The organism is Thermogemmatispora sp. (assembly GCF_042408735.1).
GTDB lineage: Bacteria > Chloroflexota > Ktedonobacteria > Ktedonobacterales > Ktedonobacteraceae > Thermogemmatispora.
Genome location: NZ_JBHOQV010000109.1, coordinates 1 through 25,509 on the forward strand (window position 1 = coordinate 1; position 25,509 = coordinate 25,509).

General features: G+C 62.7%; 20 protein-coding genes. 5 read left to right on the forward strand and 15 right to left on the reverse strand.

Features of this window, described 5'->3' with window-relative positions; all coding sequences use genetic code 11:
* Positions 1-271, forward strand: a 271-nt coding sequence (locus tag ACFMO7_RS08980) for a hypothetical protein (protein WP_376795149.1), incomplete at its 5' end; no start/stop codon positions are given.
* 110 nt (positions 272-381) lie between these two features.
* On the opposite strand, the gene ACFMO7_RS08985 is transcribed toward ACFMO7_RS08980, so the two are convergent.
* Entirely contained in the window at positions 382-1,680 is a 1,299-nt protein-coding gene (locus ACFMO7_RS08985; protein ID WP_376795150.1) for a mannose-1-phosphate guanylyltransferase, read from the reverse strand.
* Between the two features lie 405 nt (positions 1,681-2,085).
* On the opposite strand from ACFMO7_RS08985, the gene murJ reads away from it, so the two are divergent.
* Both murJ and ACFMO7_RS08995 read left to right on the forward strand, forming a co-directional pair.
* The gene (gene murJ / locus ACFMO7_RS08990; RefSeq protein ID WP_376795151.1) at positions 2,086-4,422 is read left to right on the forward strand and encodes a murein biosynthesis integral membrane protein MurJ; all 2,337 of its coding nucleotides are present in this window, start codon (positions 2,086-2,088) and stop codon (positions 4,420-4,422) included.
* 103 nt (positions 4,423-4,525) lie between these two features.
* Positions 4,526-5,614, forward strand: coding sequence for a homoserine dehydrogenase (locus ACFMO7_RS08995; protein ID WP_376795152.1), 1,089 nt, complete (start codon positions 4,526-4,528; stop codon positions 5,612-5,614).
* A gap of 79 nt (positions 5,615-5,693) precedes the next feature.
* Here the strand turns inward: ACFMO7_RS08995 and ACFMO7_RS09000 are convergent, their stop codons facing one another.
* The 6 genes from ACFMO7_RS09000 to ACFMO7_RS09025 all read right to left on the reverse strand — a co-directional run bounded on the left by ACFMO7_RS09000 (position 5,694) and on the right by ACFMO7_RS09025 (position 12,452).
* Entirely contained in the window at positions 5,694-7,175 is a 1,482-nt protein-coding gene (locus ACFMO7_RS09000; protein ID WP_376795153.1) for an FHA domain-containing protein, read from the reverse strand.
* 300 nt (positions 7,176-7,475) lie between these two features.
* Entirely contained in the window at positions 7,476-8,744 is a 1,269-nt protein-coding gene (locus tag ACFMO7_RS09005) for an LCP family protein (RefSeq protein WP_376795154.1), read from the reverse strand.
* A 140-nt stretch (positions 8,745-8,884) separates the two neighbouring features.
* Entirely contained in the window at positions 8,885-9,652 is a 768-nt protein-coding gene (locus ACFMO7_RS09010; RefSeq protein ID WP_376795155.1) for an XdhC family protein, read from the reverse strand.
* Positions 9,653-9,728: 76 nt separating this feature from the next.
* A complete protein-coding gene (locus ACFMO7_RS09015; RefSeq protein WP_052889841.1) occupies positions 9,729-10,046 on the reverse strand; it encodes an XdhC family protein in 318 nt (105 codons plus the stop codon).
* A 102-nt stretch (positions 10,047-10,148) separates the two neighbouring features.
* Positions 10,149-11,579 carry a VWA domain-containing protein gene (locus tag ACFMO7_RS09020; protein ID WP_376795156.1) on the reverse strand — a complete coding sequence of 477 codons (1,431 nt, stop codon included), beginning with the start codon at positions 11,577-11,579 and terminating at the stop codon, positions 10,149-10,151.
* 12 nt (positions 11,580-11,591) lie between these two features.
* Entirely contained in the window at positions 11,592-12,452 is an 861-nt protein-coding gene (locus ACFMO7_RS09025) for an AAA family ATPase (protein WP_376795219.1), read from the reverse strand.
* Between the two features lie 843 nt (positions 12,453-13,295).
* On the opposite strand from ACFMO7_RS09025, the gene ACFMO7_RS09030 reads away from it, so the two are divergent.
* On the forward strand, positions 13,296-13,799 hold the full coding sequence (locus tag ACFMO7_RS09030; protein WP_376795157.1) for a zinc ribbon domain-containing protein: 504 nt from the start codon (positions 13,296-13,298) through the stop codon (positions 13,797-13,799).
* A 130-nt stretch (positions 13,800-13,929) separates the two neighbouring features.
* A complete protein-coding gene (locus ACFMO7_RS09035; RefSeq protein ID WP_376795158.1) occupies positions 13,930-15,828 on the forward strand; it encodes an alpha/beta fold hydrolase in 1,899 nt (632 codons plus the stop codon).
* 225 nt (positions 15,829-16,053) lie between these two features.
* Here ACFMO7_RS09035 and aroF read toward each other — a convergent pair whose 3' ends face one another.
* The 8 genes from aroF to trpE form a co-directional block, all read right to left on the reverse strand.
* A complete protein-coding gene (aroF, locus tag ACFMO7_RS09040; protein ID WP_376795159.1) occupies positions 16,054-17,130 on the reverse strand; it encodes a 3-deoxy-7-phosphoheptulonate synthase in 1,077 nt (358 codons plus the stop codon).
* Positions 17,131-17,734: 604 nt separating this feature from the next.
* A complete protein-coding gene (aroH, locus tag ACFMO7_RS09045) occupies positions 17,735-18,106 on the reverse strand; it encodes a chorismate mutase (protein ID WP_376795160.1) in 372 nt (123 codons plus the stop codon).
* A gap of 150 nt (positions 18,107-18,256) precedes the next feature.
* Positions 18,257-19,153 (reverse strand): tryptophan synthase subunit alpha, encoded by an 897-nt coding sequence (gene trpA, locus ACFMO7_RS09050; protein ID WP_376795161.1) that lies wholly within the window; start codon positions 19,151-19,153, stop codon positions 18,257-18,259.
* 31 nt (positions 19,154-19,184) lie between these two features.
* Positions 19,185-20,447 (reverse strand): tryptophan synthase subunit beta, encoded by a 1,263-nt coding sequence (gene trpB, locus ACFMO7_RS09055; RefSeq protein WP_376795162.1) that lies wholly within the window; start codon positions 20,445-20,447, stop codon positions 19,185-19,187.
* A gap of 54 nt (positions 20,448-20,501) precedes the next feature.
* On the reverse strand, positions 20,502-21,968 hold the full coding sequence (gene trpC / locus ACFMO7_RS09060; RefSeq protein WP_376795163.1) for an indole-3-glycerol phosphate synthase TrpC: 1,467 nt from the start codon (positions 21,966-21,968) through the stop codon (positions 20,502-20,504).
* Between the two features lie 22 nt (positions 21,969-21,990).
* On the reverse strand, positions 21,991-23,046 hold the full coding sequence (gene trpD, locus ACFMO7_RS09065; RefSeq protein ID WP_376795164.1) for an anthranilate phosphoribosyltransferase: 1,056 nt from the start codon (positions 23,044-23,046) through the stop codon (positions 21,991-21,993).
* A 162-nt stretch (positions 23,047-23,208) separates the two neighbouring features.
* Positions 23,209-23,790 carry an anthranilate synthase component II gene (locus ACFMO7_RS09070; protein ID WP_376795165.1) on the reverse strand — a complete coding sequence of 194 codons (582 nt, stop codon included), beginning with the start codon at positions 23,788-23,790 and terminating at the stop codon, positions 23,209-23,211.
* A 97-nt stretch (positions 23,791-23,887) separates the two neighbouring features.
* A complete protein-coding gene (trpE, locus tag ACFMO7_RS09075; RefSeq protein WP_376795166.1) occupies positions 23,888-25,468 on the reverse strand; it encodes an anthranilate synthase component I in 1,581 nt (526 codons plus the stop codon).
* Positions 25,469-25,509 lie beyond the last annotated feature (41 nt).

Sequence of the window (25,509 nt, forward strand, 5' to 3'; positions counted from 1 at the left end):
GGCCGAGACGATCATCGGCTGGCGCCTGCCCTACGGCATTCTTGGGGCCGTTCTCTGCGCCTTCATCGGCATCCTTATCGCCATCATCCTGCCGTTCCGTGTTGGCAGCGAGGTAATGCTTTTCGGTGAGCCGATCGCCCTGACCCAGGCCATTATCGGCGGAGCTATCTTGCTCACGATCTGGCATCTCGCGACCTATCGTCATTGGCGTCATCGCCATCGCTATTACCGTGGTTATCGCTACCGCGAGTATGGGGAGCGCCGCGACTGAAGCGAAACTGAGAGGGCGGGGTAGCTAGTCCGGGTTCATCGCGGCCCCGCCCTGAGATTGAAGCGGCTAGATGAGATGAGGGAGGGTACAAGAGAGGAGAGGACATGGCTTCAGGCCGTCGGCTGGCCCTGTTCCTCGGAGCCATCTGGCTCAGCCTCCTCGGCGAGCGTTGGACCTTGCCCTGCCGGAGCTGCAGGGGCGCTGGCCGTCAGCTCAAGCCTGAGCGGGGAACTGTTCTGGCCCGCCGCCGCTGCTATCGATGATGGGCCGGAGGAGGCGCTTGCTCCTGTCCCTGCCGCCGTCCCCGCAGCCGCCTGGTGGCCATTGCCGGCGGGCGTTGGGCTTGAGCGCTGCAGAAGCTGAGCTTCGGCCAGCTCGCGCACGCGCTGCACATGGTCCTTGTGGCAGATCAAAGTCTTGTCCTCGAGCGCCACCACGATGACATCTTCCAGGCCGACCGTATAGATTTCCCGCGGCGTTGTATTGTAGACAAAGACATTCTGGCTGCCGAGGGCGAAGTGGTGGCCGATACCGCGCAGACCATTCCCATCGGCGGCGTAAAGCTCCCCGTACTGTTCCCAATTTCCGACATCGCTCCAGCCAATATCGACCGGGATCACCACCAGCCTGTCGGTTTTCTCCAGAACGCCGTAGTCGATCGAAATCGAGACCAGAGAGGGCCAGACCTCCTCGAGTACGCTCCGCTCGGCGGGGCTGCCCGTAGCCTCCACGATGCGCCTCACCTGCTCAGCCAGCGTGGGAAGGTGCTTGCGCACCTCTGCCAGGATGGTGTCGACCTGCCAAATAAACATCCCGCTATTCCAGACATAGTGCCCGTCCTGCAGATAGCGCTCTGCGGTGGCCAGGTCGGGCTTCTCGACGAACTGTTCCACGCTGAAGGCCTGATGGCCGTGGCCATCGGCCACCGGGGTGGCGAAGCGGATGTAGCCGTAGCCGGTTGCTGGCTCGGTGGGGCGAATGCCCCAGGTGACCAGGTAGCCGCGTTGAGCAAGCTGGTAGCCGAAGCGGATCGCCCGTTGGAATGGCTCCAACCTGGTGATCACATGATCGGCGGGAAAGACGGCCATCACGGCCTGAGGTGAGCGCTGGGCCAGCAGGGAAGCGGCCCAGGCAATAGCAGGAGCCGTGTTGCGCCCGACCGGCTCCTCCAGAATCTGCTCGGGAAGGATCTCCGGCAGGTGCTGGCGCACCAGGGCGCTAAAAGCCCGCCCGGTGACCACCCAGACCCGTTCTCGCGCCACCAGGGTGGTCACGCGCGCCAGGGTCTCTTGAATCATGCTGCGGCCTCCCGGAAGAGGCAGGAACTGCTTGGGAAACTCGGGGGTACTCAGCGGCCAGAGTCGTGTCCCGCTGCCGCCTGCCAGGATGACAGCGTGTAAGTCTTCCATCTATCTACCTCGATCGCTCAGAATGGTGCTCAAGCACATCGGTCAGAAGCCATGCGCCGATGCAAGCAAAGGAGCAAGAGGCGAGAGCGCCAACTTGCCTGTCAATAGGCCATCGCCAGCCGCTGCCAGGTGCTTGCTCGCTCAAGGTGATGTCCTATCATAGCAACAGAACGAGTAGCGGCTCAAGAAAGGCACGACCCACCGGGGACAATTCTACCACGAGAGCCGCCGCCTGCGGGAAGGGAGTGCTTCCCCCAAATGGGGGAAGTCTCCGCTACGGCTCAGTTCAAGGGCTTGACTTGTCTGCCTAACCTGTTATTCTCTAAAAGAAGCCGCACGAGAACGACGGCAGGACTGTCAGGAAGAAACAGTATGTGATCCACGAAAAAGAGGAAAAGCACCTGGATGGCAGAAGAAAGTAACAAGCAAACTCCTTACTATGGCTGGCAGTATGATCAGGAGCAACTGGGGGCAGGAGCTGCAGGGACGACAGGCGCGAATGTGCCACCTGCCTCGCTTCCGCCGCAGCAGCCAGTCTATCCTCCCCAGGTGCCTTCTGGTGGTAGGGTAGGGGCTCAGATGGGGCGCCTGTATCAGCAAGAAGAGCAGCATCTGCCGGATATGGGTGGCTCTCTGGGCTATGGGCAGGGGATGGAGTATCTCTACGCCAATGTGCCGCAGCCGTCGCAGCCGCTACCAGCTTTGCGCCAGGCGCGCTTACAACAGTTGCGCGAGGAGCGTCTGCGTCGGCAGCAGCGTCGTGTTCAGCAACCGGATCTGAGCGAGCTGATTCAGCGCAAGGTCTTCCGGCGTCGCATGGGCGATCTGGCCTCTCTCTCCCCGGCCGGCCCCGGCGATCAGGCTGGTGGAGCTGGTGGAGGCCTGGGTCAGGCGCAGGTGCAGGTCCCGCTACAGCAGGTGCAGGGACCGCTGGCGGCCAGGTCCGCGGCTTCGGCCCCTGTGGCGCCTGCCGCTTCCTCTCCGCCTTCGGCCCCGGCCTTACAGCCCGCTTCCGAACCGGCTCAGGATACCGCCATGATCCGGCGGGTCCAGGTTCGTAACGCCGCCTTCATTCTTACAGGCGCCTTCGTGGCCAGCCGTGTCCTGGGGCTGTTGCGCTCCTCGATGTTTGCAGCGGTCTTTGGGACCGATCCGACCTCTGGGGCTTTCTACCAGGCTTTTCTCTTGCCTGATACGATCTTTAATATCGTGGCCGGTGGGGCCCTCAGCTCGGCCTTCATCCCAGTCTTCACGCGCTACATGGTCAGCGATCGCGACGAGAAGACGGCCTGGCATGTCGCCAATACGGCCTTGACCCTGGCCACGACCATTATGTTAATCATCGCCCTGATCGGCTTCATTTTTGCCAATCAGATTGTGCCTTTGTATAATCCCAACGTCAGCCCTGGCGAATTGAGTCTGATCATCACCCTGACGCGCATCATGCTCTTCCAGGCCGTGATTCTGGGCAGTGGAGTCATCGTCAGCGCCGTGTTGAACGCCCAGCAGCACTTTACCCTCTATGCCTTGGGCACGGTGCTCTACAACGTCGGGCTGATTGTCGGACTGTTGCCGGGTATGTTTCTGGCCCTCATCGGCCATCGCAATTCGATGGTGGCCGTCTACTGTGCCAGTGCGGGGGTGGTGTTGGGGGCTCTGTTGCAGGTTGGTATTCAGATCCCCGGGCTGCCGCGGGTGGGGATGCGCTTCCGCCCGTCCTTTGACTGGCGCCATCCGGGCGTGCAGCAAATTGGGCGTCAGATGATCCCGCGCATTATCAACGCTGCCATGCTCTCGACGACCACCTTTGTCGACCGTGCCCTGATCTTGCTGCTAGGAACTCTGGTGGTCACTGGCTCGCTTGGTCAGCAGACCCTGCTCGGCTTTATCACGGCCTATTACTATGGCTTTTCTCTGATGCTGTTGCCCTTGGGCATCTTCGGCATGGCCATTTCAACGGCGGCTTTCCCAACCATCGCCGAGTATGTGGCGCGTGGGCGTCTGGAGAGGGCGCGCAGCATTGTCATGGAGACCTTGCGCGGCATTCTCTTTTTGTCGATCCCTTCCAGTCTGGGCCTGATTATTTTGGCGCTCCCTATTATCCAAACGCTCTATCAGCATGGGGCCTTCGGTCTGGAGAGCGCCGAGATCACGGCTATTCCCCTGTCGATGTTCGCCATCGGTCTGGCCGGTCAGGCTGCTGTTGAGATTCTGACGCGCTCGTTCTACGCCCTGCGCGATAGCACGACGCCGGTGATTGTCAGCGTGGGCCAGTTCATTTTTAAGATCGCCCTGGGCCTCTTGCTGATCAACGCTTTTGCCCGTCTGTGGGGTGCGGCCTGGGGTATGGGGGCCCTGGCCCTCTCGACCTCCGTGGCCGGTCTGCTGGAAGCCACGGTTTTGCTCTGCCTGATCCATCAGCGTATCGGCGGCCTGATCACGCGCGAGCTGGGGGTTTTCCTGAGCCGTGTTCTGATAGCGACGGGCGCAATGGGCCTGTCGGTCTTTCTGGTTCGCCTGCTGCTGGATTTCTTGCTGAACACGACCGACCCGACGCGCCCGATGATTACCCATGGGGGCATACTCCAGGTGCTGGTGGCCCTGGTAAAGCTGCTGATCGAGATGGCGGTCGGTGTAGTGGTCTATCTGCGGGCGGCGCGTCTGCTGAGGATCGAGGGCCAGATCGAGTTGCTTGGCCCCGTCCGGCGCCTGCTGGCGCGCTTTAAGCTGTCCTGGATCTAGGCCGGTCGGCCTGCGCCGCAGGCGGGCTGCGCCGACTCGACTGCTGGATAGGCTGATCGATCGATCAACTTCGTGAAGATGACGGGAGGATGCTGCTACTGCGATGGTGAAGGAGTTGCGCCTTGCCTTGATTGGCTTCGGCACCGTTGGCCAGGGATTGGCTGAGCTCCTGTTGGAGAAGCGGGACTGGCTGCGTGCTGCCTACGGATTGGATCTCCGGCTGGTGGCGGTGGCGACGGCTCGTTCCGGCTTTCTGGCCCGCGCCGAGGGGCTGGATGAGGCGGAACTGCTCAGGCTGGCGGCCAGCGGTCAGCCGCTGACTGCCTATGCCTCGGCTGAAGTCAAGCGCTGGCCGACGGTGGGCGAGGGCCTGGCGGCGACGGGGGCCGACGTCCTGGTCGAGGTGACCGGGACAAACCTGCGCGATGGGGAGCCTGGTCTAAGCCACATTCGCCAGGCCCTGGAGCAGGGCCTGCATGTGGTGACGGCCAATAAGGGGCCTGTGGCTTTGGCGGCCCACGAGCTGCTGGCTCTGGCGGCGCGCAAGGGGGTTCACCTGCGCATGGAGGCGACCGTGATGGCCGGTACCCCAGTCCTGAGCACGCTGCGTGAGGGGCTGGCCGGGGCCCGCATTCTGAGTCTCTCGGGTATTCTCAATGGCACGACCAACTATATCTTGACGGAGATGGGCCAGGGGCGCAGCTATGCCGAGGCCCTGGCTGAGGCCCAACGTCTCGGCTATGCGGAGGCTGATCCCACGGCAGATGTCGAGGGCTACGATGCTCTGGCCAAAACCTTGATCCTGGCTGCCCTGGTCTTCGGGCTGCCGTTGCGGCCCGAGCAGGTGCTCCGGCGCGGGATCGCGGGGATTGCGCAAGAGGAGGTCCGTGCGGCTCAGGCTGAGGGGCGTCGCATCAAACTGGTGGCCTCTCTGCGCCTGCGCGGGGTGGGGGGGCTCAGTCAGGCCTCGGCCGGCGGCCAGGCGGCGGAGCTGCCCGTGGAGGCGCGTGTGGAGCCTATGGCCTTGCCGCTAGACCATCCCTTGGCGCGCGTCGACGGGGTCATGAACGCCTTGACCATTGAGAGCGACACCCTCTCCTCGGTAACGGTGATCGGTCCAGGGGCGGGTCGCCGTCAGACTGCCCAGGGCCTGCTGGCCGACCTCCTCGCCATTGCTCGCTCCCGCTCTTAAGTCAAGCTTCCTGGAGTGCTCTCTCTGGCATGCTGAGGCAGGGGGAATGGCCGCCCAAGACCTTCCCCCCTTCTTCGCCTTAGTCGCCTGACTGAGGCGGGCGCGCTGAAGACTGGGCCTCGGACCTGGATTGGGGTCCGAACCGTGGCGGGTCGGGCTGGCCTGGAATGCGAAAGATGCATTCGAGCGAGCCGAAGCGCAGGTGGTCGCCATGCTGCAGCAGCTCGGCCTTGAGTGGCTTCAAACGCAGCCCACCCAGCCAGGTCCCGTTGTGGCTCTTCAGATCCTCAATATAGAAGAAAGTCTCCTCGAAGTGGATGCGCGCATGCTGGCGCGAGACCACCATACGCGAGTCTAGAGGCGTCAGGTCAATATCGGGATAGAGTTGGCGACGTGGATCGGCGCGCCCGACTACAACGTTGCGTCCTCTGATTGGAAAGCGTAGGGAACGCTCCCCCTCCTCAAAGCAGAGATAGGCCAGCACGCCCTCCTCGGGGCGTGGGCTATGAGTGCCCGCCGTGGGCAGAGCTTGCGCGGGCGCGGCCTGAACTGTCGCGGTTTCCCTCTGGCCAGGCTGAAGGAGGGTTTTCTCCAGGCTAAGTCTGATATCTATCGCCGCCATCTCGCGAGTGGCAGAGGAAGGCCCCGCCTGCTCAGCCGAAGAAAGCAGCGTAATCTCACCGAAGGCTGGCGCGCGCTCGGGAGGGGGCGGCAGTTGAATGCCGTTGAGAGCATTCAGGAGAGCTTGAACCGAGGCGAAGCGTTGAGATGGCTGCTTGGCCAGGGCATGCTCCAGTAGGGCCTGCAGCACGTTGGGCGTGTTGTGATGGTACAGCTCCAGGCTCGGCAGCGGAGCGCTCGTCTGCAGAAGGGCGGTTTCAGCAATGGTCCGCCCTACGAAGGGAGGGCGCCCAGTCACCAGCTCGAAGAGCAGCAAGCCGGCATGGTAGACGTCGCTCCAGGGACCGGGGGGCTGGCCCTGAAGCTCCTCGGGGGCTAAATAGCGTGGGTCGAAAAAGCCGATGTCATCGGGCTGCTGACCCGGTCCCTGGCCCAGTGCATTGACAAGCAGGCGTAGACCAAGGTCGTCGACCTGAACGTAGTCGTGCAGCTCGATGATGTGCACTGTGATCAGAGGAGGACGCAGATCGAGGCCCACGAAGCCCTGCGCTTGCAGCGCTTCGACACCCTTGAGGAGCTGGCGCACGATCTCCAGGGAGCGCTGCAGATCGATGTGCTCGTGATCCATCAGGTAGCGCAGGCTAACCCCCCGCGGAGGCTCGGTCACCAGATAGAGCCATGGCCCATCGAGACCCCAGCTATACAGAGGAAGCACCGCGGGCGAGCGCACCAGGCGGCGCCGTTCCAGCAGAGCAAAGAGGTTCTGCAACTGGTAGGAGGCGGCGGCGACAGATGGCGGCAATGCGACCAGGTGCAGGCCCACCACATCGTTGGTGTTGCGATTATAGGCCGTGCAACTGGTGACTGCCGACCCTGCCCGAGTCAGTACCTGTCCGATTCGATAGACGCCAGCAATCAGCCGGGGAATCTGCTCGGTCATCACCTTGTGCCTCTTCTTCTGTTATTTTGCGATGGCTGAGGCTTCCATATCAGGGCCGGGTGGGCCTGGCTGGGATCTCCTGCTTGTCTGCCTGCCTTTCGCCAGCATCTCGCTCTCGGACTGATGCAGGCGATGGGCTAAAGCCTGGGAGCGCTACCTCTTGCCGCATTGTGCCAGGCCTGGCGGTCGGGTTGGCTGGCTGGCTGTGGCGGGCCGCCGGAGGAGCAGCCGGCGCTTCTCATCTGGCGGTGCTGCCATGTAGCTGCTCCTCACGCCGCAGCAGGAGGAACGGGACTCTCTCTAGTTATAGAGATTTTTGCGGATATAGTCAATAATGAGCTGCCAGTTATTGTTTGCCGGCAGCAAGATGTACTGCCCGTCCGCTGACTGCGAATCGACCAGCACGTTCTGGTTGCTCAGGCCGATGCGGTGGGCCTGATTCAGGTCCATTTTCAGCGAGAAGAGGCCGAGGTCGGTCAGAGACATATTTGTATAGATGGTATGCTTGAGGGCATCCATGGCATCGAAGAGGTGGGGCCAGGTCGACCACTGCTTCACCTTGCTGATCACCGCTTTAATAATAATCATCTGGCGGGCCGAGCGAGCGAAATCGGTGCCCTCGGCTGGGTTATCCAGGGACTCGCGAGCGCGGGCGTAGCGGATCGCCGTCTCGCCATCCATATGCTGCATTCCTTTAGAGAAATGCACCTTAATCCAGCTTGCATCGACGTTCGGGTCATCGTTCTTCGGATAAAGGGCAGTGAACGAATCGGGAACATAGACATCGATGCCGCCAATCGCGTTGATCAGGTCGCGGAAGCCCTCGAAGTCGATCGTCATCCAGTACTTCACATCGAGACCGGTGATTAGAGAAACCTTCTGCGCGGCGGCGTTGCCCCCGGACACGGGGTCCTTGCCGTTATTGGAAGCTACCTCGTAGACGCTATTGATCTTGCCATAGTGGCCGGAGCCGGAGGGGACCTGGACCCAGAGATCGCGCGGGATCGAAATGAGCGTCGTATGTTGAGTGGACGGGATCAGGCTCATAAGGACCATTGAGTCGGTCAGGTAGGCGCCGGGATGGTCGCCGCCACCGAGGCCCAGAACCAGGAGATTGACGCGATCGGAGGTACCCATGAAGCCCGTCTGGGTGCTCAGCGGAGACTGGGTTGAGATGGCCGAGCCAAAAGCCAGCACGCGCTGAAGCACATAGATGGAGAAACCTGCCAGCAAGATTACCACCAGCACCAGGGAGAGGCAGCCGATCGCGCAGCCGCGCCGACGCAGCAGCGAAGGGCGAGGACGGGCCGCGGGCGAGGCCACCGCCGGGTAAGTCCGCGGGTACGGCTCCATCCCTGGGTGTCGCGGCGGAGTAGAAACCCCTCCGCGATAGCTCTGGTAGCCCTGATAACCGGGTGGAGGCTGGCGTCTCCCCTGGCTCTGGCCGCCGGCCGAGTCGCGAAAGCCACCTATGATCAACTTCCCCTGTCCTCCGCTGCCAGGCGGCTGGGCAGAGGGAGGTACTGGCTCTGTCAAGTCATCATGCGGATCATAGGGATATTCCGGCATGTTCTTTCCTTCTCAATGCTTACGCTTCTTGTAGTTATATAGCCGCGAACCGCCTCCTCCCAGCATTGCCTACCTACAGAGAAGCAGGCATACCCCCTTTCTCTGATAGAAACGTAGAGACGGCGGAGAAGTTACAGATCTTATTTACGGGACCAGTCCAGAATGGCTGAACGATCTTTCCCATAGCGCGTCGCGACGATCTCGGCCATAATTGCCAGGGCCATCTCCTCGGGCGTCTTGGCCCCGATATTGAGGCCGATGGGCGCATGGACGCGGCTCAGCTGCTCGTCGGTTAGCCCTTGTTGCTTGAGGCGCTCGTTGCGCTCCTGGCTGGTCTTGCGGCTGCCGATTGCCCCCACGTAGCCGACCTGGCGAGAGAGGACCACCTTAAGGGAAGGCTCATCGAACTTGGGGTCGTGGGTCAAGATGACGACCGCCGTTGAGGGGTTGAGATCCATCCTGGCCAGAACCTCATCGGGCCAGGCCACGATCAGCTCGTCGGCGTGAGGGAAGCGTTCGCGCGTCGCGAAGGCGGCGCGGGCGTCGATGACGATCACACGGTAGCCGAGCGTCCGGGCGAAGGTCGTCAGAGGGATAGAGATATGGCCGGCGCCGACGATGATCAGGCGCGGAGGAGGAGGGAAACCCTCGATGAAGACCTCGAAGGTCTGCTCGCCCAGGGTATAGAGCCGCGTGCCCGGCTCGCCAATCCAGATAGCCTGCTCGGCATCTTCGGCCACGCGCGCCTCCAGTTCGGGGAGGCCGAAGGAGCCATGAAAGCTCTTGTCGGGAAAGACCAGGAGCTTGGCGCCAAGTTCCTGGCCGGAAGAGGAGCGCACCAGGGTCGCCAGGGCGACGCCGCGCTCCTGTGCCAGTTGCTGCTTCAGTTCCTCATAGAGTCCGCTCATAAGGGACCAACTCCTGCACGAGCATTGCGAGAGAAGCCCAGTCTGCTGGTCTCAATCGCGCTACCTCTCGCACGCACTACCAGTCGAGGCGTTCAACAAAGACGTGGATCGTCCCACCGCAGGCCAGGCCGATCTGCTCGAAGTTCTCCTCCTCGCTGATGCCGAACTCCAACATCTGAGGCTTACCATCCTTGATGACCTGCAGGGCGGTCTCGATCACTGCCGGCTCCACGCAGCCACCGCTGACCGAACCACTGATCTCCCCCTTCTCGCTTACGGCCAGCTTGGCCCCGGGTCGCCGGGGGGCCGAACCGGCCACCGAAACCACCGTGGCCACGGCCACGCGCTCACCGCGCGCTCGCCAGCGCTCGACATCGGGCAGAATATCGCGCATAAGAAACACCTCCGCAAGAAAGCCTGAGAAGTACGCTACCAGCATCCGGCCCGCCGTGGCAAGCCGCGCATTCGCTTTCACTCGGCAGGGAGAGCGACCAGCTCAGGGGGTGGGACGGTTCCAGGCCCTGATCGCCTCGCGGCGGGCCGCCGGCGTACGTGCCGGACGCCGATCATCGATACGTTCAAGCAGTTGGCCAAGCTTAATCAAGCTATCGAGATTGTGGGCCGGCAAGAAGTCGTCGATGTAGGGCAAGGCCGTCTTCATGCCAATGGTCAGCGGGCGATAGTCGGGTGAACCCAGCAAGGGGTTGAGCCAGATCAGGCGATGGCAGCTATGCTGCAGGCGGTCCATCTCGGCGCGCAACAGATTGGCATCGCCGCGGTCCCAGCCGTCGCTGATGATCAGTACCACGGCGCCGCGTCCCAAAACACGCCGCGCCCATTGCTGATTGAAGGTGTGCAGGGCCTCGCCGATGCGCGTGCCGCCCGACCAGTCCTGGACTGTGCGTGAAACCTCGCGCACGGCATCGTCGACATCGCGCCGTTTGAGCTGGCGCGTAATGCGTGTCAGGCGCGTGCCGAAGACGAAGGCTTCCACGTTCAGCAGACCATTAGAGATCGTATGGATAAAATGCAGCAAAAGTCGAGAGTAGAGGCTCATCGAGCCACTGATATCGCAGATAATCACCAGGGGGCGCGGCTTCCACTTGTTCTCGCGCCAGGTCAGCTCAAGCAGCTCTGCGCCGTACTTCAAATTGCGGCGCACGATGCGGCGCATATCGGGATAATCGCCCTTGCGCACCGGGCGCTTGCGGCGCGTTGGGCGCAGGCCCAGGTTCCAGCGCATCTCGGCCATCAAGCGCTTGGCCTCCTGGACCTCCTCCCAGGTAAAAGACTCGAAATCCTTCTTGCGCAGCAACTCCAGGGCGCTATAGGCTGTGCCCTGAGGAGGAGCCTGCTCATCTTCGTGCTCGCCGGCCTGCTCATCCAGCAGGTGCCGCCGCTCACTCTCGCGCTCGCCGGCGCGCAGCTCGCGCTGCTGATTATCGGCGTTGAGGTGCTCGGCGAGGCGCTTACGCTCCGAGGGTGGTAGGCGGATCTGGCGATCGTCGCGTCGGGTCGCGCCCGGATCCGGGGGGCGATTCTGGCGGTCGCGGCTGAGCCAGTAGTAATTGAAGAGCTGGTCGAAAAGCGTCTCCTGCTCATGGCGGCTCAGGAGCGAACATTTGAGCGCGTAATAGAAATCGGTTGGATTCGTGATATCGATGGCATTGAGGGTCTCGGCCAGGTCGAGTAGCTGTTGGGGCCCGACCTCGATCCCCGACTCCCAGAGCAAGTGGCCGAACTCAGTCAGGCGGTAGAGCAAGCGCTCGCCGCGTTCCAGCTCCCTGGGAGAGAGAGGGGGCATCTGAGCCGCCGGAGAGCGCAGGCCGTCCTTTCCAGCCGAGGGAAGCTGGAAAGAGAGCGGGCTGGCCTCTTCCCGCGCGAAGAGCAAAGGGTCATCAAGACGCTTGAAATTCTGGGCATCCATAAGCAAGTGCGGTCACGAGCTTGCGCTGCGGGCCTTCTCAATCAGCTTGCCGAGGTTGCTCCCGCCTACCTTGAGCACATCGTCCTGATACTTCAGCAAGGCGCCGAGCGTGTCGCGCACCGTCCCCTCGACCAGCTCCAACTGGTTGAGGGCCAGCAGCGAAGCGATCCAATCCAGCGTTTCGGCGACGCCGGGGGCCTTGAACAGATCGAGCGCGCGCAGCTCGCGCACGAAGGCGCAGACCTGTTTAGCCAGGCGCTCGGGCGCCTCCGGCATGCGCGTCAGGACAATCGAGTATTCCTTGTCGAGAGTTGGGTAATCGATCCAGTAGTAGAGGCAGCGTCGGCGCAGGGCGTCGTGGATCTCGCGCGTGCGATTTGAAGTGATTACCACGATCGGCGGCTCCTTGGCCGCGATGGTGCCGATCTCAGGGATAGTGATCTGGAAATCCGAGAGCAACTCCAGTAAGTAAGCCTCGAACTCCTCATCGCTGCGGTCCAACTCGTCGATGAGAAGGACGGGAGCCTTGGCGTTGGCGGGATCGATCGCCTGGAGCAGAGGGCGCTTGATCAAGAAATCGGGGCCAAAGATCTCCTTCAGCTCCTCCTGGCGCGTGGTCCCGCTGGCCTCCATCAGACGGATATAGAGCATCTGGCGCGTATAGTTCCACTCATAGACCGCCGTGCTGATATCGATCCCTTCGTAGCACTGCAGGCGGATCAGGCGCGTCTCTAGCAGGTCGGCCAGGACCTTGGCCACCTCGGTTTTGCCAACGCCCGGCTCGCCTTCAAGCAGCAACGGCTTGCGACGCTTGAGGGCCAGGAACACCGCTGTCGCCAGACTGCGATCAGCGACATAGCGTCGGGCAAACATCGCCCGTTGCACATCCTCGATCGAGGAAAAAGGAAGAGCCAGTGACTGCTGTTCCTGGTTCAACGAGAGCCTCCCATAAGCAAACGATCAGCCTCTGATGCCGCCTATGGAGCCGTGCAGACTGGCAGGCGCGCGGCGTGACCGACGGGCGGGCACTGATCAGAGGGCACCGCTGTTCACCGGCCTGGCTGGCGTGCGTGGTCTAGGGTGGTCTGGCGAACGGTCTGCCAGTGAACAGGCAGGCGCCGGGTCGCTGTTGCGGTACATTTTATTGTACGTTGCTAAAGGAGGCAGCGTCAAGGAAGAGCCTGGCACCTTTGAGAAGGGGCTTAGCTTCCGCTTAGCCTTTGGCCTGGCCCTGACCTGCTAGCGCTCTTTCCCTCCTTCCCAGCGGGAGAGGCGCTCGTCGCATCGGAGGCCGGCGGGGGCGATCTGGCTACGCGTTCTGGCCAGGCTTGGGCCGGGGCAGAACGTGGAAGATCTGGCCCGCCCTACTCCCGCGGTCTCTGTTCTACCCATCGCCAGAAGACGCCTCGCGTGTCTCTCGCAAGAAGCTTCATTGTCGCTGAGTGAGTACAGCCAGGAGAGCGCGCGCTGTTGATCAGAGCTGGAAGTGAGAAGCGGGGCAGGCGTCCCTGTCGGAAGAGCGAAGCGGTTGATGAGTTCAACAGATGTTAGTATCTACAAGAAAGGATAGGAGCAGCAAGGTCTCTCTCTGAGACCTTCAGCGACTTGCAGTTTCTCCTCCCGGCAACATCTGCTATAATGACTCTGATCGAAGGCAGGAAATCCGCCTATTCTCGGCGTTCTCCCGAGCGAAGCGCTAAGACAGGAGAAGGTGTCATGTTTTGCCCCCACTGTGGCACGCCGGCTACGCCTGGCGGCCGCTTCTGCACCTGGTGCGGCTCCTCTCTGGCAGAGGCCTTGACCGAGGCGAGAGGAGACGAGCAACCGCCTCTCTCTCCGGCATCTGCTGAGCGAATGGCCAGGGGGCGGAGGCCACAGCCGCGTCGGGGAGGTCGCCCGCCGGATCCCTACCGCGAGCGTATTCAGCAGCTGCGCCTGCAATTGCGCGCACTCAAGCTCGATCTAAGGCAACTGAATGCCTATCTTTCTAACATACGCACCCAGTACTATATGTCTGCTGCTTTCGTACCACGAGGACTGCTGCGCTGGGGCTACAAGGCTGTCGAAGACCTGCGCTTAATGCAACCACAGCAACAAAAGCAGATCATACAGCAGAAAATTTTGGAACTCGAGCGTGAACTGCTGCGACTGCAGCAGGAGCAGGCAGCCTGGCGAGCCAGCCAGGTTGGCGAGTGGGGGAGAGAGGGAGAGCGCGGGTAGAGCGGAAGCCACTGGCGATAGAGGCGGGTCTGGGCCAGCGAGAAGGAGCAAGCAGGCTTCTCTCTCCTTGTGCCTGCTATCCAGACATGGGCCTGGTCGCCGTGCCGGGCTGCGCTAGAAAGGTATATTGATGACCGAGCAGACCTCACCTTTTGAGAAAGAAGCCAGAGAGCAAGAGGAGACCCCGCCGAACTACGGCGATGCTCCCTACTATGAATACTCGCCGCCTGGCCTGCGCTACCAGGAGCGCAACGACCTCATCTATCCGCTGTCCCAGGCCGAGTCAGGGCCGGTAGCGCCTCAGCCGCCGCCCGCTGGCCTGGAGATGGCGAAAGGGCCGTACGTTCCCTATGGACCATATGGAGTGTCCGGGCCGCCCTCTTTGAAACCGGGCGAGGCGGGTCAGCAGCAGGCGGAGCCTATCCTCCCTTCGATGGCTCCGCGCACGCCGGGTCCCTGGCGCTTCATCATTGCCATTCTCCTGATCGCCCTCGTCCTCTTTGCTGGTGGGGCAGCCACCTTTTTCGCCCTGACCGCTCGCAACGGCAGTAACGCGACCAGTGGGCAGCCAACAACGAGAGCGACTGAGGTCGCCAGTCCAGGAACCCAGGTCACCACCACCGGCAGCTTTCGTCAAGGGCCGTGTCCTTTTCAGCCTGGCAGCGGCATCGTTCAGGGGCGCGACCTGACCTGTGGAGTCTTGACCGTTCCCGAGGATCGCCGCCAGCCTCAGGGTAACACCATCCATCTGGCGGTAGCCATCTTCAAAGCCAGCGCCGCAGAGGCCAACGCCACTCCCTTCCTCTATCTCTCCGGTGGACCCGGAGGAGCCACGCTCAGCGAGCTAGGTCCCTATATCTCCCAGCTCAATCGTCAATCGGTGACGATGGGACGCACCTTCATCCTCTTCGATCAGCGTGGCACGGGCTACTCCTCGCCCTCGCTCTACTGTGGCGAAGTCGACCGTCTCAACCAGGCCACCAAAGATGAGAATCTCAGCCGCGAGGTCAGCACGCGCGATTATCTGCAGGCCATGCGCTCCTGCCGCGACCGGCTGACTGCCGAGGGTATTCACCTGAGCGCCTACACCACTATCGCTGACGCTCAGGATGTGCACGACCTCATTCATGCCCTTGGCTACCGGCAGGTCGATCTTTACGGCGTCTCCTATGGCACGCGCCTGGCCCTGACTGTCATGCGGCTCTTCCCCGAGGACCTGCGCAGCGTCATTCTCGACTCGACCGTGCCCACACAGAGCAACCTTTTCACCTCTTTTCCTGTCTCTATGCAGCACGCCTTCGATACCCTCTTCCAGGGCTGCCAGAAAGATCCTGTCTGCAACGAGAGCTATCCCAACCTGCAGACCACCTTTTATCGCCTGGTTGACCGCCTCAACGCTCATCCGGTGACCTTTAACGACCTGCAGTATGGGCCTATACTACTGACGGGCGATGGGCTGGCCCAGTGGGTCTTCACCTCGCTCTACGTGACCAGCTTCATTCCCGATCTACCGCGGGCCATCAGTGAGATCGATCATGGTCAGTATACGCTGATCTCCGAGACCTACGGGCAGTTGCTGCTGGCCAACGACGTTAGCTATGGCATGTACTACTCCGTCGAGTGTGGAGAAGACATGCGCTACACCTCGCTTCAGGAGCTGGAGAAAGCTGTTGCTGTGCTGAGGCCAGAGCTGCGAGCAGGGATGCAGGAAGGCCTGGAAGCCGACTATCAGGTCTGCCAGCTTTGGAACGTCCCGGCGGTACCCCCAGAGCAGAAGCAGCCGGTCAAAAGCGACCTGCCGACCTTGATTCTCTCTGGAGAATATGACCCGATCACGCCGACGAGCAACGCCTTGATGGCTCAGAAGACCCTCAGCCACAGCTACCTCTTTGTTTTCCCGGGGACGGGCCACGGTGTCTTCCTGACCGGCCTCTGTGCCAGCCTGATCATGGAGGAATTCCTCGCTAATCCTCAGGTCCAGCCGGCCAGCTCTTGCATCTCCAGCATGGGCGAGCCAGACTTTAGCTGAGCTAAGCGAGGATGGGCCAGGAGTGGCAGCCAGCGTCGATCGAAAGAGAGAACAAAAAGAGGGGGAGCGGGCGCGGCAGCTCAGTGAGCCGTCGCCTGCTCCCCTTGCTTTTCTGAAGATCGGCAGTTGCTTGAGCCTGTTCCAGGACTCAGGCCGAAAGCCTGCTCGCTCGCCAGCGAAGCCAGCGAAGCCAGCGAAGCCAGCGGGCTGGGCTGGGCGAGAAGGTCAGGCTGTCACAAACGAGCGCCCGATGGCCTGTGCCACCGCTATCGCCCTGGGCATCAGCTCGGTGAACTGCTCGGTCGTCAGCGATTGCGCCCCATCCTTGAGGGCAACCTCGGGATTGGGATGGACCTCAATCAGCAGGCCGTCGCAGCCGGCGGCCACGGCGGCCAGCGTCATCGGCCCTACCAGGTCGCGCCGGCCTGTCCCCTGGCTTGGATCGGCCACAATCGGCAGATGGGAGAGTTGCTTTACCAGAGGGATGGCACTCAGATCCATCGTATTGCGCGTGCTCTTCTCAAAAGTACGGATACCTCGCTCGCAGAGGATAACAGCGCGATTGCCCTGAGAGAGAATATATTCAGCCGCCAGGAGCCATTCCTCAATGGTTGCCGCCATGCCGCGCTTCAGGAGCACCGGCTTCTGAGCGCGCCCGACCTCGTCCAGGAGCATATAGTTCTGCATATTGCGCGTGCCGATCTGCAGAATATCGGCGTACTCGCAGACCAGCGGCACGTCGGTAGGAGTCATGACCTCGGTCACTACAGCCATGCCGAACTCGCGAGAAGCTTTAGCCAGGAGCTTCAGGCCCTCCTCCCCCAGGCCGCGGAAGCCGTAGGGGGAGGTCGATGGCTTGAAGGCTCCGCCGCGCAAGATGACGGCCCCAGCCTTACGTACAGCCTCGGCGCTTGTCATCAGCTGCTTCTCGTTCTCCACCGTGCAGGGGCCGGCCATCATGACAATCTCGGGGCCGCCGATGCGCACTGTGCCACCGGCTACACAGGTGACCGGCACCTCGACAATGGTGTCATCTGGATGAAATTCGCGGCTTGCCAGCTTATAGGGCTTCGAGACGCGAAAGACCCCTTCGACCTCGGGGAAGGCCTCCAGGGTCTCGCCCAGGGCCGGCGTAATCATCCCCTTGCCGGGAGGATTCTGCACATTGACCGAGCCGATGACCCCGATCACCGTGCGCTCTATACCGCGCGAGAGATGGCCGGTCAAGCCCTCCTGCTCTAAGAAGCGCAAGACGTGCTCAATCGCCTCTTCACTACAATTTGGTTTCATCACAACGATCATGACTCGTGGCTCCTTCATACTTCGGCAGAATTAGGCAAGCTTCACAACCTGAACCGCGGCCCCTGTATCGCTGGCGGCCGACCCGCGTGACGGAGGGCGAGAGCAGCAGGAACTGGCTCTTGCGACCGTCTTTCTGGCGACCAAAGCTCCCAGAGGGAGGGCCAGCGAAGCCGCATGCTTTCCTCAGTGCTAGTTACCAGTCAGCCTGGTTCGTTCTGGACGCTTGAGGTCTGGCCTGATCCACCAGCCGGCCCTATGCGGCAGCCAAAGCAACCTGGCTTACCTGTCAGCCTGGCTGCTGGTGGGACTGGCTCGCCTGACCTGCTATAGGGCAGTTTCCCAGCGAGAGGAACCGCTCTGGCCGCGCAGCGGACAAGTATTCCCTTCCTCCATCGCGACACCATCGTCGTCGTGATCGAAACCGGTGAGGAGAGGAAGCGGAGCAGAGAGCGTAGAAAGGACGGGCCGGCGCGCTGCCTGGACGGATCTGGATTGAGCCGGCAAGCGAACCTGCTGCTCGCCTGATAGCGGGGCTAAGAAGCGCATGCGAAGAGAGAGCAGCCAGGCTCTGGGGATACCGTGCTTACTACCTTGCCCTACCTGCTCAGGAGCGCTCGACGCTGAACTCTGGGCGTAGCTGCACTGCGCCGCGCAAGTAGACGTGGCGCAGCTCCGCGGGACTACGCTCAGTATTGACATGCAGCAGGATACGAATGCACTTGCGCAGGCTGCCTGGTACTGGAATCTCCCGCACGCACAGCAGGGCCACCTCGGTCCAGCCGAGTTCGCGTGCGGCCTGCGCTGGATAGACGGCATCCAGATCATCGGTCACGCTGAAAATAGCGCTGGCGACATCCTCACTCCGGATCTGATTCAGCTCCACCATCAACTGGAGCAGCTCGGCGGTGGCGGCCAGAATCTCCTGACGATCATTGCGCTCGACCGTCGTCGCTCCCCGGATGCCTCGACAGTACACGCCCAATCACCCTTTCGTGGCAAGAATGGCGGCGACCTGCTTCTGCTCTCGCGCTCGGCGCTGAGGGGCGAGCAGGCACGCCTTCTATTGTAAAGGGTAGCCGCAAGCACTGTGAAGCGCTCCGCAGCGGGCGGCGATCGTGCTTAGTCATCAAGACCGACGAGAGCTACCTTCGCGCAAACTGCGAACATAGTCCTGGACGGCCTTCCTCTGAGCCTGCGCATCGTCGGCATAACGCTCCAGAAGATTGACCAGGGCGCTACCGACAACCGCCCCGTCGGCGTAGCGAGCGATTTCCGCCACATGTTCCGGGCGCGAAACGCCAAAGCCGACGGCCAGAGGCAAGTCGTAGGGGGCGCTCTGGCGCCGTACGCGGGCGATAAAGCTCTGCAAATGGGAGGGCAAGCGATCGCGCGCCCCGGTGACGCCGCTGAGCGAGACACAGTAGATAAAGCCGCGCGGCTCCTGAGCGGCCACGCTCACGATGGTGGCAATGCGCTCATCGGGTGTCGTCGGCGGCACCAGGAAGATCATCGCCAGTCCCTCTGCATGGGCGGCCTGCAACAGCGGTCCCGCCTCCTCTGGTGTCAGGTCGGGGATGATCAGGCCGCAGGCGCCTGCTGCAGCGGCCTCGCGACAAAAGCGTTGCAGGCCATAGGCCAGCACGGGATTGTAGTAGCCCATGAGAATCAAAGGAATGCTACTGTGGTCAGCCACCCGGCGTGCAATAGCGAGGCAGGAGGAGACGGACATGCCGCGCTCTAGGGCCTGATGGCTGGCGTGCTGAATGGTGGCACCGTCGGCCAGCGGGTCGCTGAAGGGCAGCCCCAATTCGAGCAAGTCGGCTCCTCCCTCGATGGCTGCCAGCGCGGCCTCCAGGCTCTGCTCAGCGGAAGGGAAGCCGCACATCAGGTAAGGAATCAGCGCGCAGCGCCCCTGGTGGCTAGCCTGGGCGAAGGCCCGTCCGATGCGCTGGGCCGGTATCGCCGTGGAACGCTCTAGGGTCCCCGTGGTCTCTGTGGTCTCGGATTGCTGTGATTGCTGCATGGTTGTTGCCCTGCACGAATTCAACAAGAAGTTATGGAATCTTGACCTGCAACTCCCGGGCCACCGTCAGCATATCCTTGTCGCCGCGTCCCGAGAGATTGACGATGATCAGGCTGCCGGGGGCCAGCTCGCCGCGCTTCCCCATCTCCAGCAGATAGCCGAGGGCGTGGGCTGGCTCCAGGGCAGGAATGATGCCCTCGCTCTGGCTCAAAGCCTGGAGGCCGCGGAGAGCCAGAGCATCATCGGCTGCCACATAGCTGGCGCGGCCTGTATCTTTCATATAGCTATGCTCGGGGCCGACGCCGGGGTAGTCGAGGCCGGCGGAGATACTATGGGTTTCCAGTACCTGGCCATCCTCGTTCTGCAGCAAGTAACTGAAGGCGCCGTGAAGAACGCCCGGGCGGCCCGCCACCAGCGTCGCGGCATGCTGTCCCGAGGCCAATCCCTGGCCGCCCGCCTCAACACCAAGCAGGCGCACCTCGGGAGCATCGGCGAAGGGATAGAAGATACCCATCGCGTTGCTGCCGCCGCCCACGCAGGCCATGACCAGGTCTGGCAGGCGGCCCTCCAGCTGCAGAATCTGCTCGCGCGCCTCCCGCCCGATGATCGCCTGAAAATCGCGGACTATCAGCGGGTAGGGATGGGGGCCGACCACCGAGCCGATCAGATAGAAGGTGGTCTCGACATTCGTCACCCAGTCGCGGATGGCCTCATTGATGGCGTCCTTGAGGGTGCGGCTGCCGCTATCCACTGAGCGCACCTCGGCGCCAAGGAGGCGCATGCGGAAGACGTTGAGCGACTGACGCTCGATATCCTCGGCGCCCATGTAGATAATGCAGTCCAGTCCCAGCATGGCGCAGACCGTTGCTGTGGCCACACCATGCTGACCGGCCCCCGTCTCGGCGATGATGCGCCGTTTGCCGAGACGCCTGGCCAGCAGTCCCTGGCCGAGAGCGTTATTGATCTTGTGCGCCCCCGTATGTACCAGGTCCTCGCGCTTCAGATAGACGCGCACGCCTGGGGCCACAAGCTCAGAGAAGCGCGGCACGTAATAGAGGGGCGTCGGGCGCCCTACGAACGAGCGCAGCAGCTCCTGCAGCTCCTCCTCAAAGGCCGGATCGCGGCGTGCCTGGTGATAGGCCGCCTCTAACTCGCTCAGCAGGGGCATCAGGCTCTCCGGCACAAACCGTCCCCCGTAGGGACCGAAGCGCCCGCGTGCATCGGGATAGAGACCGTGCTGATAGCGCACAGCCGCATCCACCCCGTGCTTCTCCGTTTCCAGGTCTTGCTGCATCTTATTGCCTCCTCTTCGGATAGGGAGATAGATGGCTGTTCGTGTGTTTGCTCATCAATGTCCAATGACCTGCAGATTGGGCAGTTGCTCGCTGCTCTGGCGCACGGCTTCAATAAAAGAGCGCACCTTCTGGGGATCCTTCTCGCCGTTGCTCTCGACGCCGCTGCTCACATCGACGCCCCAGGGCTGGACAGTGGCGATGGCCTCAGCGACGTTCGCTGGGGTCAGGCCGCCGGCCAGCAGCACCGGCAGTTCGGCGGCGATCGAGCGTGCCAGCTTCCAATCGTGGACCTGACCGCTGCCGCCATAACCGCTGGAAGGCGTATCGAGCAGCACCCGCCAGGTGACCGGCGCATAGCGCAGGGCCTCAGCCCGCGCTTCCTGATCGCGGATCGGCACCGCCTTGATCACGGGCCGCTCGATGCGGGCGCAGAACTCGGGCGTCTCCGACCCATGCAGCTGCACAAAGTGCAGACCCAGCTCTGCAGCCAGCTCATTGATGCGCTGGCTCTCCTCGTTGACAAAGACCCCTACCAGATCGGGGACGGCCTGGCCCTGCTCAGCCAGGGCCAGGTAGCCGGACGCGCTCAGCACCTGCCTGGCCTGTTGAGGGGCCAGGTAGCGCTTACTCTGGGGATAGAACATCAGGCCCAACAGATCGGCTCCGCTCTCCAGAGCCGCGCGTAGCGCCTCTGAGTGGCGCAGGCCGCAGATCTTCACCTGGACGGCCTGGTTGGCCCCCCGCAGCAGACGGCTGATCTGCCCGCGCACATCGCCGGCCTTCACCAGCGACTCACCCACCAACATCGCTTGCACATCGTAGCGGCGTAGGCGGCGCGCGTCGGCCTCCGTATGGATGCCGCTTTCGGCCACCAGGATACGATCGGCGGGGATCAGCTGACGCAACTCGCGGATCAAGAAAGGATTCATACTGAAGGTCACCAGATCGCGGCTATTGACCCCGATCACGCGCGCCCCTGCTGCCACGGCCATCTGAGCCTCCGCCGCGCTGTGGACCTCGACCAGGGCCTCCATGCCGAGCTGGCGTGTCAGTGTCAGCAGCCGTCTCAGCTCTTCCTCCCTCAGAGCCGCGCAGATCAGCAGGAGGGCATCGGCTCCCCAGGCGCGTGCCTCGTAGACCTGATACTCATCAACAATAAAATCCTTGCGTAGCACAGGCAGACCCACCGCCGCCTTGACTGCCGACAGATGCTCGGGGGCCCCCAGGAAGAAATGTGGTTCCGTCAAAACCGAAATTGCCGCTGCCCCGGCGGCCTCGTAGGTCCGCGCCAGAACCACCGGATCAAGATCGGGAGCCAGCGCCCCCTTAGAGGGAGAGGCGCGCTTGATCTCAGCGATCAGCCGCAGGCCGCGTGCGCCCGGTTCCGGTTGCAGGGCGGCAACGAAGTCGCGGGCCGGTGGCTGAGCCGCCGCGCGCTCTCGCAGCCTTTCTAAAGGAAGCAGGCGCTGGCGCTCTGTCAGATCGAGGCGGGTTCGGGCCAGAATCTGCTCAAGGAACATCGCTCACCTCTACCTTGCAGCCTTAGGAGCCGCTGGTTGCGGCCAGCGACTGCGAGAAAGCCACCACCTCTTCCAGCTTGCGGCGGGCCCGGCCCTCGCGCACCAGACTGCGCGCCAGCCTGACCCCTTCCGCCAGCGAAGAAACGGACTCATTGGCCAGCAGTGCCCCTGCCGTATTCAAATAGAGCATATCGGCCAGAGGGCCATCGATCTCCCCGCTGAGCAGGCGACGCAGCGTCTCGGCATTCTCCTGCGGCTCACCTCCCTGGAAAAGGCGGCGGTCGCTGCAGCGTGTCAGGCCGGCCTCCTCGGGAGTTACCACATACTCGCGCAGCTCCTTCCCCTCGCGCACCTCACAGATGTGGGTGGGAGCCGCCAGCGAGAACTCATCGACACCATCCTCGCCATGGAGAATCAGCGCATGGCGGCAGCCGAGCAAGAGCAGCACCTCACCCATCTTGCGCAGCAGAGAGCCGTCGGCCACGCCCAGCACCTGGTAGCGCGTCCCTGCTGGATTAGTCAGCGGGCCAAGGATATTGAAGACCGTGCGGATGCCGATCTCGCGGCGCGTCGGACCCACATGCTTCATGGCCGGGTGGTAGGTCTGAGCGAACATAAAGCCGAAGCCCGTCTCCTGGACGCTGCGCGCCACGGCCTCCGGGCCCAATTCGATACGCACGCCCAGGGCCTCCAGCACATCGGCGCTGCCGCAGCGGCTGGTGGCCGAGCGATTGCCGTGCTTGGCCACGTAGGCCCCGGCGGCGGCGGCCAGGATCCCTGCCGCCGTAGAAAAATTGAAGGTACCGGCCCCATCGCCGCCCGTGCCACAGGTATCCAGGGCGCGCGCCGCCACCTCCTCGCGGAGATGAACACGCAGGGCCTTCTCGCGCATCACGCGCGCCAGGCCGGCGATCTCCTGGGGAGCCTCGCCGCCGGGACGCATGCGCAGGGCCGTCAGAAAAGCACCCATTTGAGAGGGAGTCGCCACGCCCGACATAATCTCTTCCATCACCGCCGCCGCTTCCTCCTCGCTGAGCGTAGCGCCGGCAACAACTTGCGCGATGGCTTCGCGAATCATCGGGAGCACCTCTTTACTTCCGTGCTAACTGGCCAGCTCTAAGGACTGGCCTCTACCTGCTTGCCTGACTGGCTAACTGGCCAACTGACTGGCCAACTGATGACCAGACCGGCTCGGCTGAGGGCCTCCTGGCTCAGCCGCTCCGCGCCAGGCGCCTTTCATTCATCGAAGGAGACAGGCTTGAGAGCTGAGAAAATTGCGCAGCAGGTCCTTGCCCACCGGCGTCATGATCGACTCGGGATGAAACTGCACCCCCTCGACGGGGTAGCGACGATGGCGCAGACCCATGATCAGGCCGTCCGCCGTCTCGGCGGTGATCTCCAGCTCAGCCGGGAGAGAGGCGCGCTCGACGATGAGGCTATGGTAGCGATTAGCTTCAAAGGGATTGGGCAGGTCGCGCAGGCAGCCCAGGCCGCGATGATAGATGAGGCTCGTCTTGCCGTGCACCGGCTCCGGCGCCCGGATGACCCGGCCGCCATAGACCTGGCCAATGGCCTGATGTCCCAGGCAGACGCCCAGGATAGGGAGTTGCGGCCCAAAGGTGGCAATGATCTCGCATGAGAGGCCAGCCTCGTTGGGTGTACAGGGGCCGGGCGAGATGACGATGCGCTCCGGCTGCAGGCGCGCAATCTCGTCCAGGCTGATCTGGTCGTTGCGCCGGACCAGCACCTCGGCCCCCAACTCAGACAGGTACTGGTAGAGATTGTAGGTAAAGCTGTCGTAGTTATCGATGAGCAGAATCATCGTTTGCGCCTCTTATACTTGTAAACTATCGTCAGCGCCAATCCTGAGAAACAGAGCGGGACTGGACGGCATGCCGGAGCAGGAGCGGGCGGCCAGCTCAGGTATGGACGTAGCGCGGGCGCTGCACGCGAGCCATCTCCTCGGCCACCTCCACGGCGCGCAGCAGGGCGCGGGCCTTATTCATGCTTTCCTGGTACTCGGCGCCGGGATCGGAATCGGCCACCACTCCCCCGCCTGCCTGGATATACGCATGTCCGTTCTTCATAACCATTGTCCGCAGGGCGATAGCCGTATCCAGGTTGCCCGAGTGGCTGAAGTAGCCGACGGCGCCGGCGTAGACCCCGCGGCGCGTGCCTTCCAGCTCGCTGATAATCTCCATCGCCCGAATCTTGGGTGCGCCCGTGACTGTCCCGGCGGGGAAGCCGGCGCGCAGCGCATCGAAAGGCGTCAAGTCGGGGCGCAACCGTCCGACCACATTCGAGACCAGGTGCATCACATGGGAATAGCGCTCGATCTCCATGAACTGACTAACGGAGACGCTGCCGGGCACGCTCACCCGTCCGACGTCGTTGCGACCCAGATCCACCAACATCACATGCTCGGCGCGCTCTTTGGGGTCGTGGCGCAGCTCCTCCTCTAGCTGGCGATCGCTCTCGGGGTCGCGGCCACGTGGGCGTGTGCCGGCGATCGGATGGATCGTCACCTCGCCCTCCTCGACGCGCACCAGCAGCTCGGGGGAGGCGCCGAGGACCACGAAATCCTCCAGGTCGAGGTAGAACATATACGGAGAGGGATTAATGGTGCGCAGCGCGCGGTAGACCGTGAAGGGGGCGGCATTGACCGGGCGGCGCAGGCGCTGGGAAGGCACCACCTGGAAAATATCGCCCGCCGCGATATACTCCTTCGCGCGGCGTACCATTGCCTCGTACTGCTCGCGTGTAAAGCTAGAGGTCACCGTTGGACTGCCCGTATAGATCGGCTCCGGCTCGGCGGGCAGGCGCAGCTCCTCCTGCAGGCGGGCGCAGATCCGCTCGATCGTCTGCTGGCCGCGGCGATACTCCGCCTCCAGGTCGGGGGCATCCAGGTGGAGGTGAGTGATGACCCGCAAGCGGTGTTTCAAATGATCGAAAGCCAGCACCGTTTCCGTGAAACTGAAGATAGCCAGGGGCAGGCCCAGCTCATCGCTGGCGGGCACGGGCAGCCGTTCGAAGCGAGAAGCCACCTCATAAGCCAGGTAGCCGACGGCGCCGCCGTAGAAGCGCGGCAGGGCGTCATCGCCCCCTTGCCGTGGCCTCAGCAGACGATAGCGTCCCAGCTCCTGCTCGATCAAATGGAGCGGATCGTAGGAAGGCAGGCGAACCAGGGAGCGGCAGCGTGGCGAGCCATCTTCATAGGTCAAGTAGCGCAGCGTTGCCTCCTGCTCGTCCTGAATCAGCACCAGATAGGGATCGATACCGATAAACGAGTAGCGGGCCATGCGCTCGCCGCCCTCCACGCTCTCCAACAGGAAAGTATAGGGACCGCGGGCCGTCTTGCAGTAAGCCGAGACCGGTGTCTCCGTATCGGCCAGCACATCGCGATAGAGGGGGAGCAGAGGAACCTTATCGCTTGCTCCCTGCCCCCCAGCCTCTAGCTCCTGGCGCAAGGCATAGACTTCTTCCAGAGATGGCCAAAACATAGCAGCCTCTTCTTCTTGTTCTTCGTCGTCCTGGCGCCCCC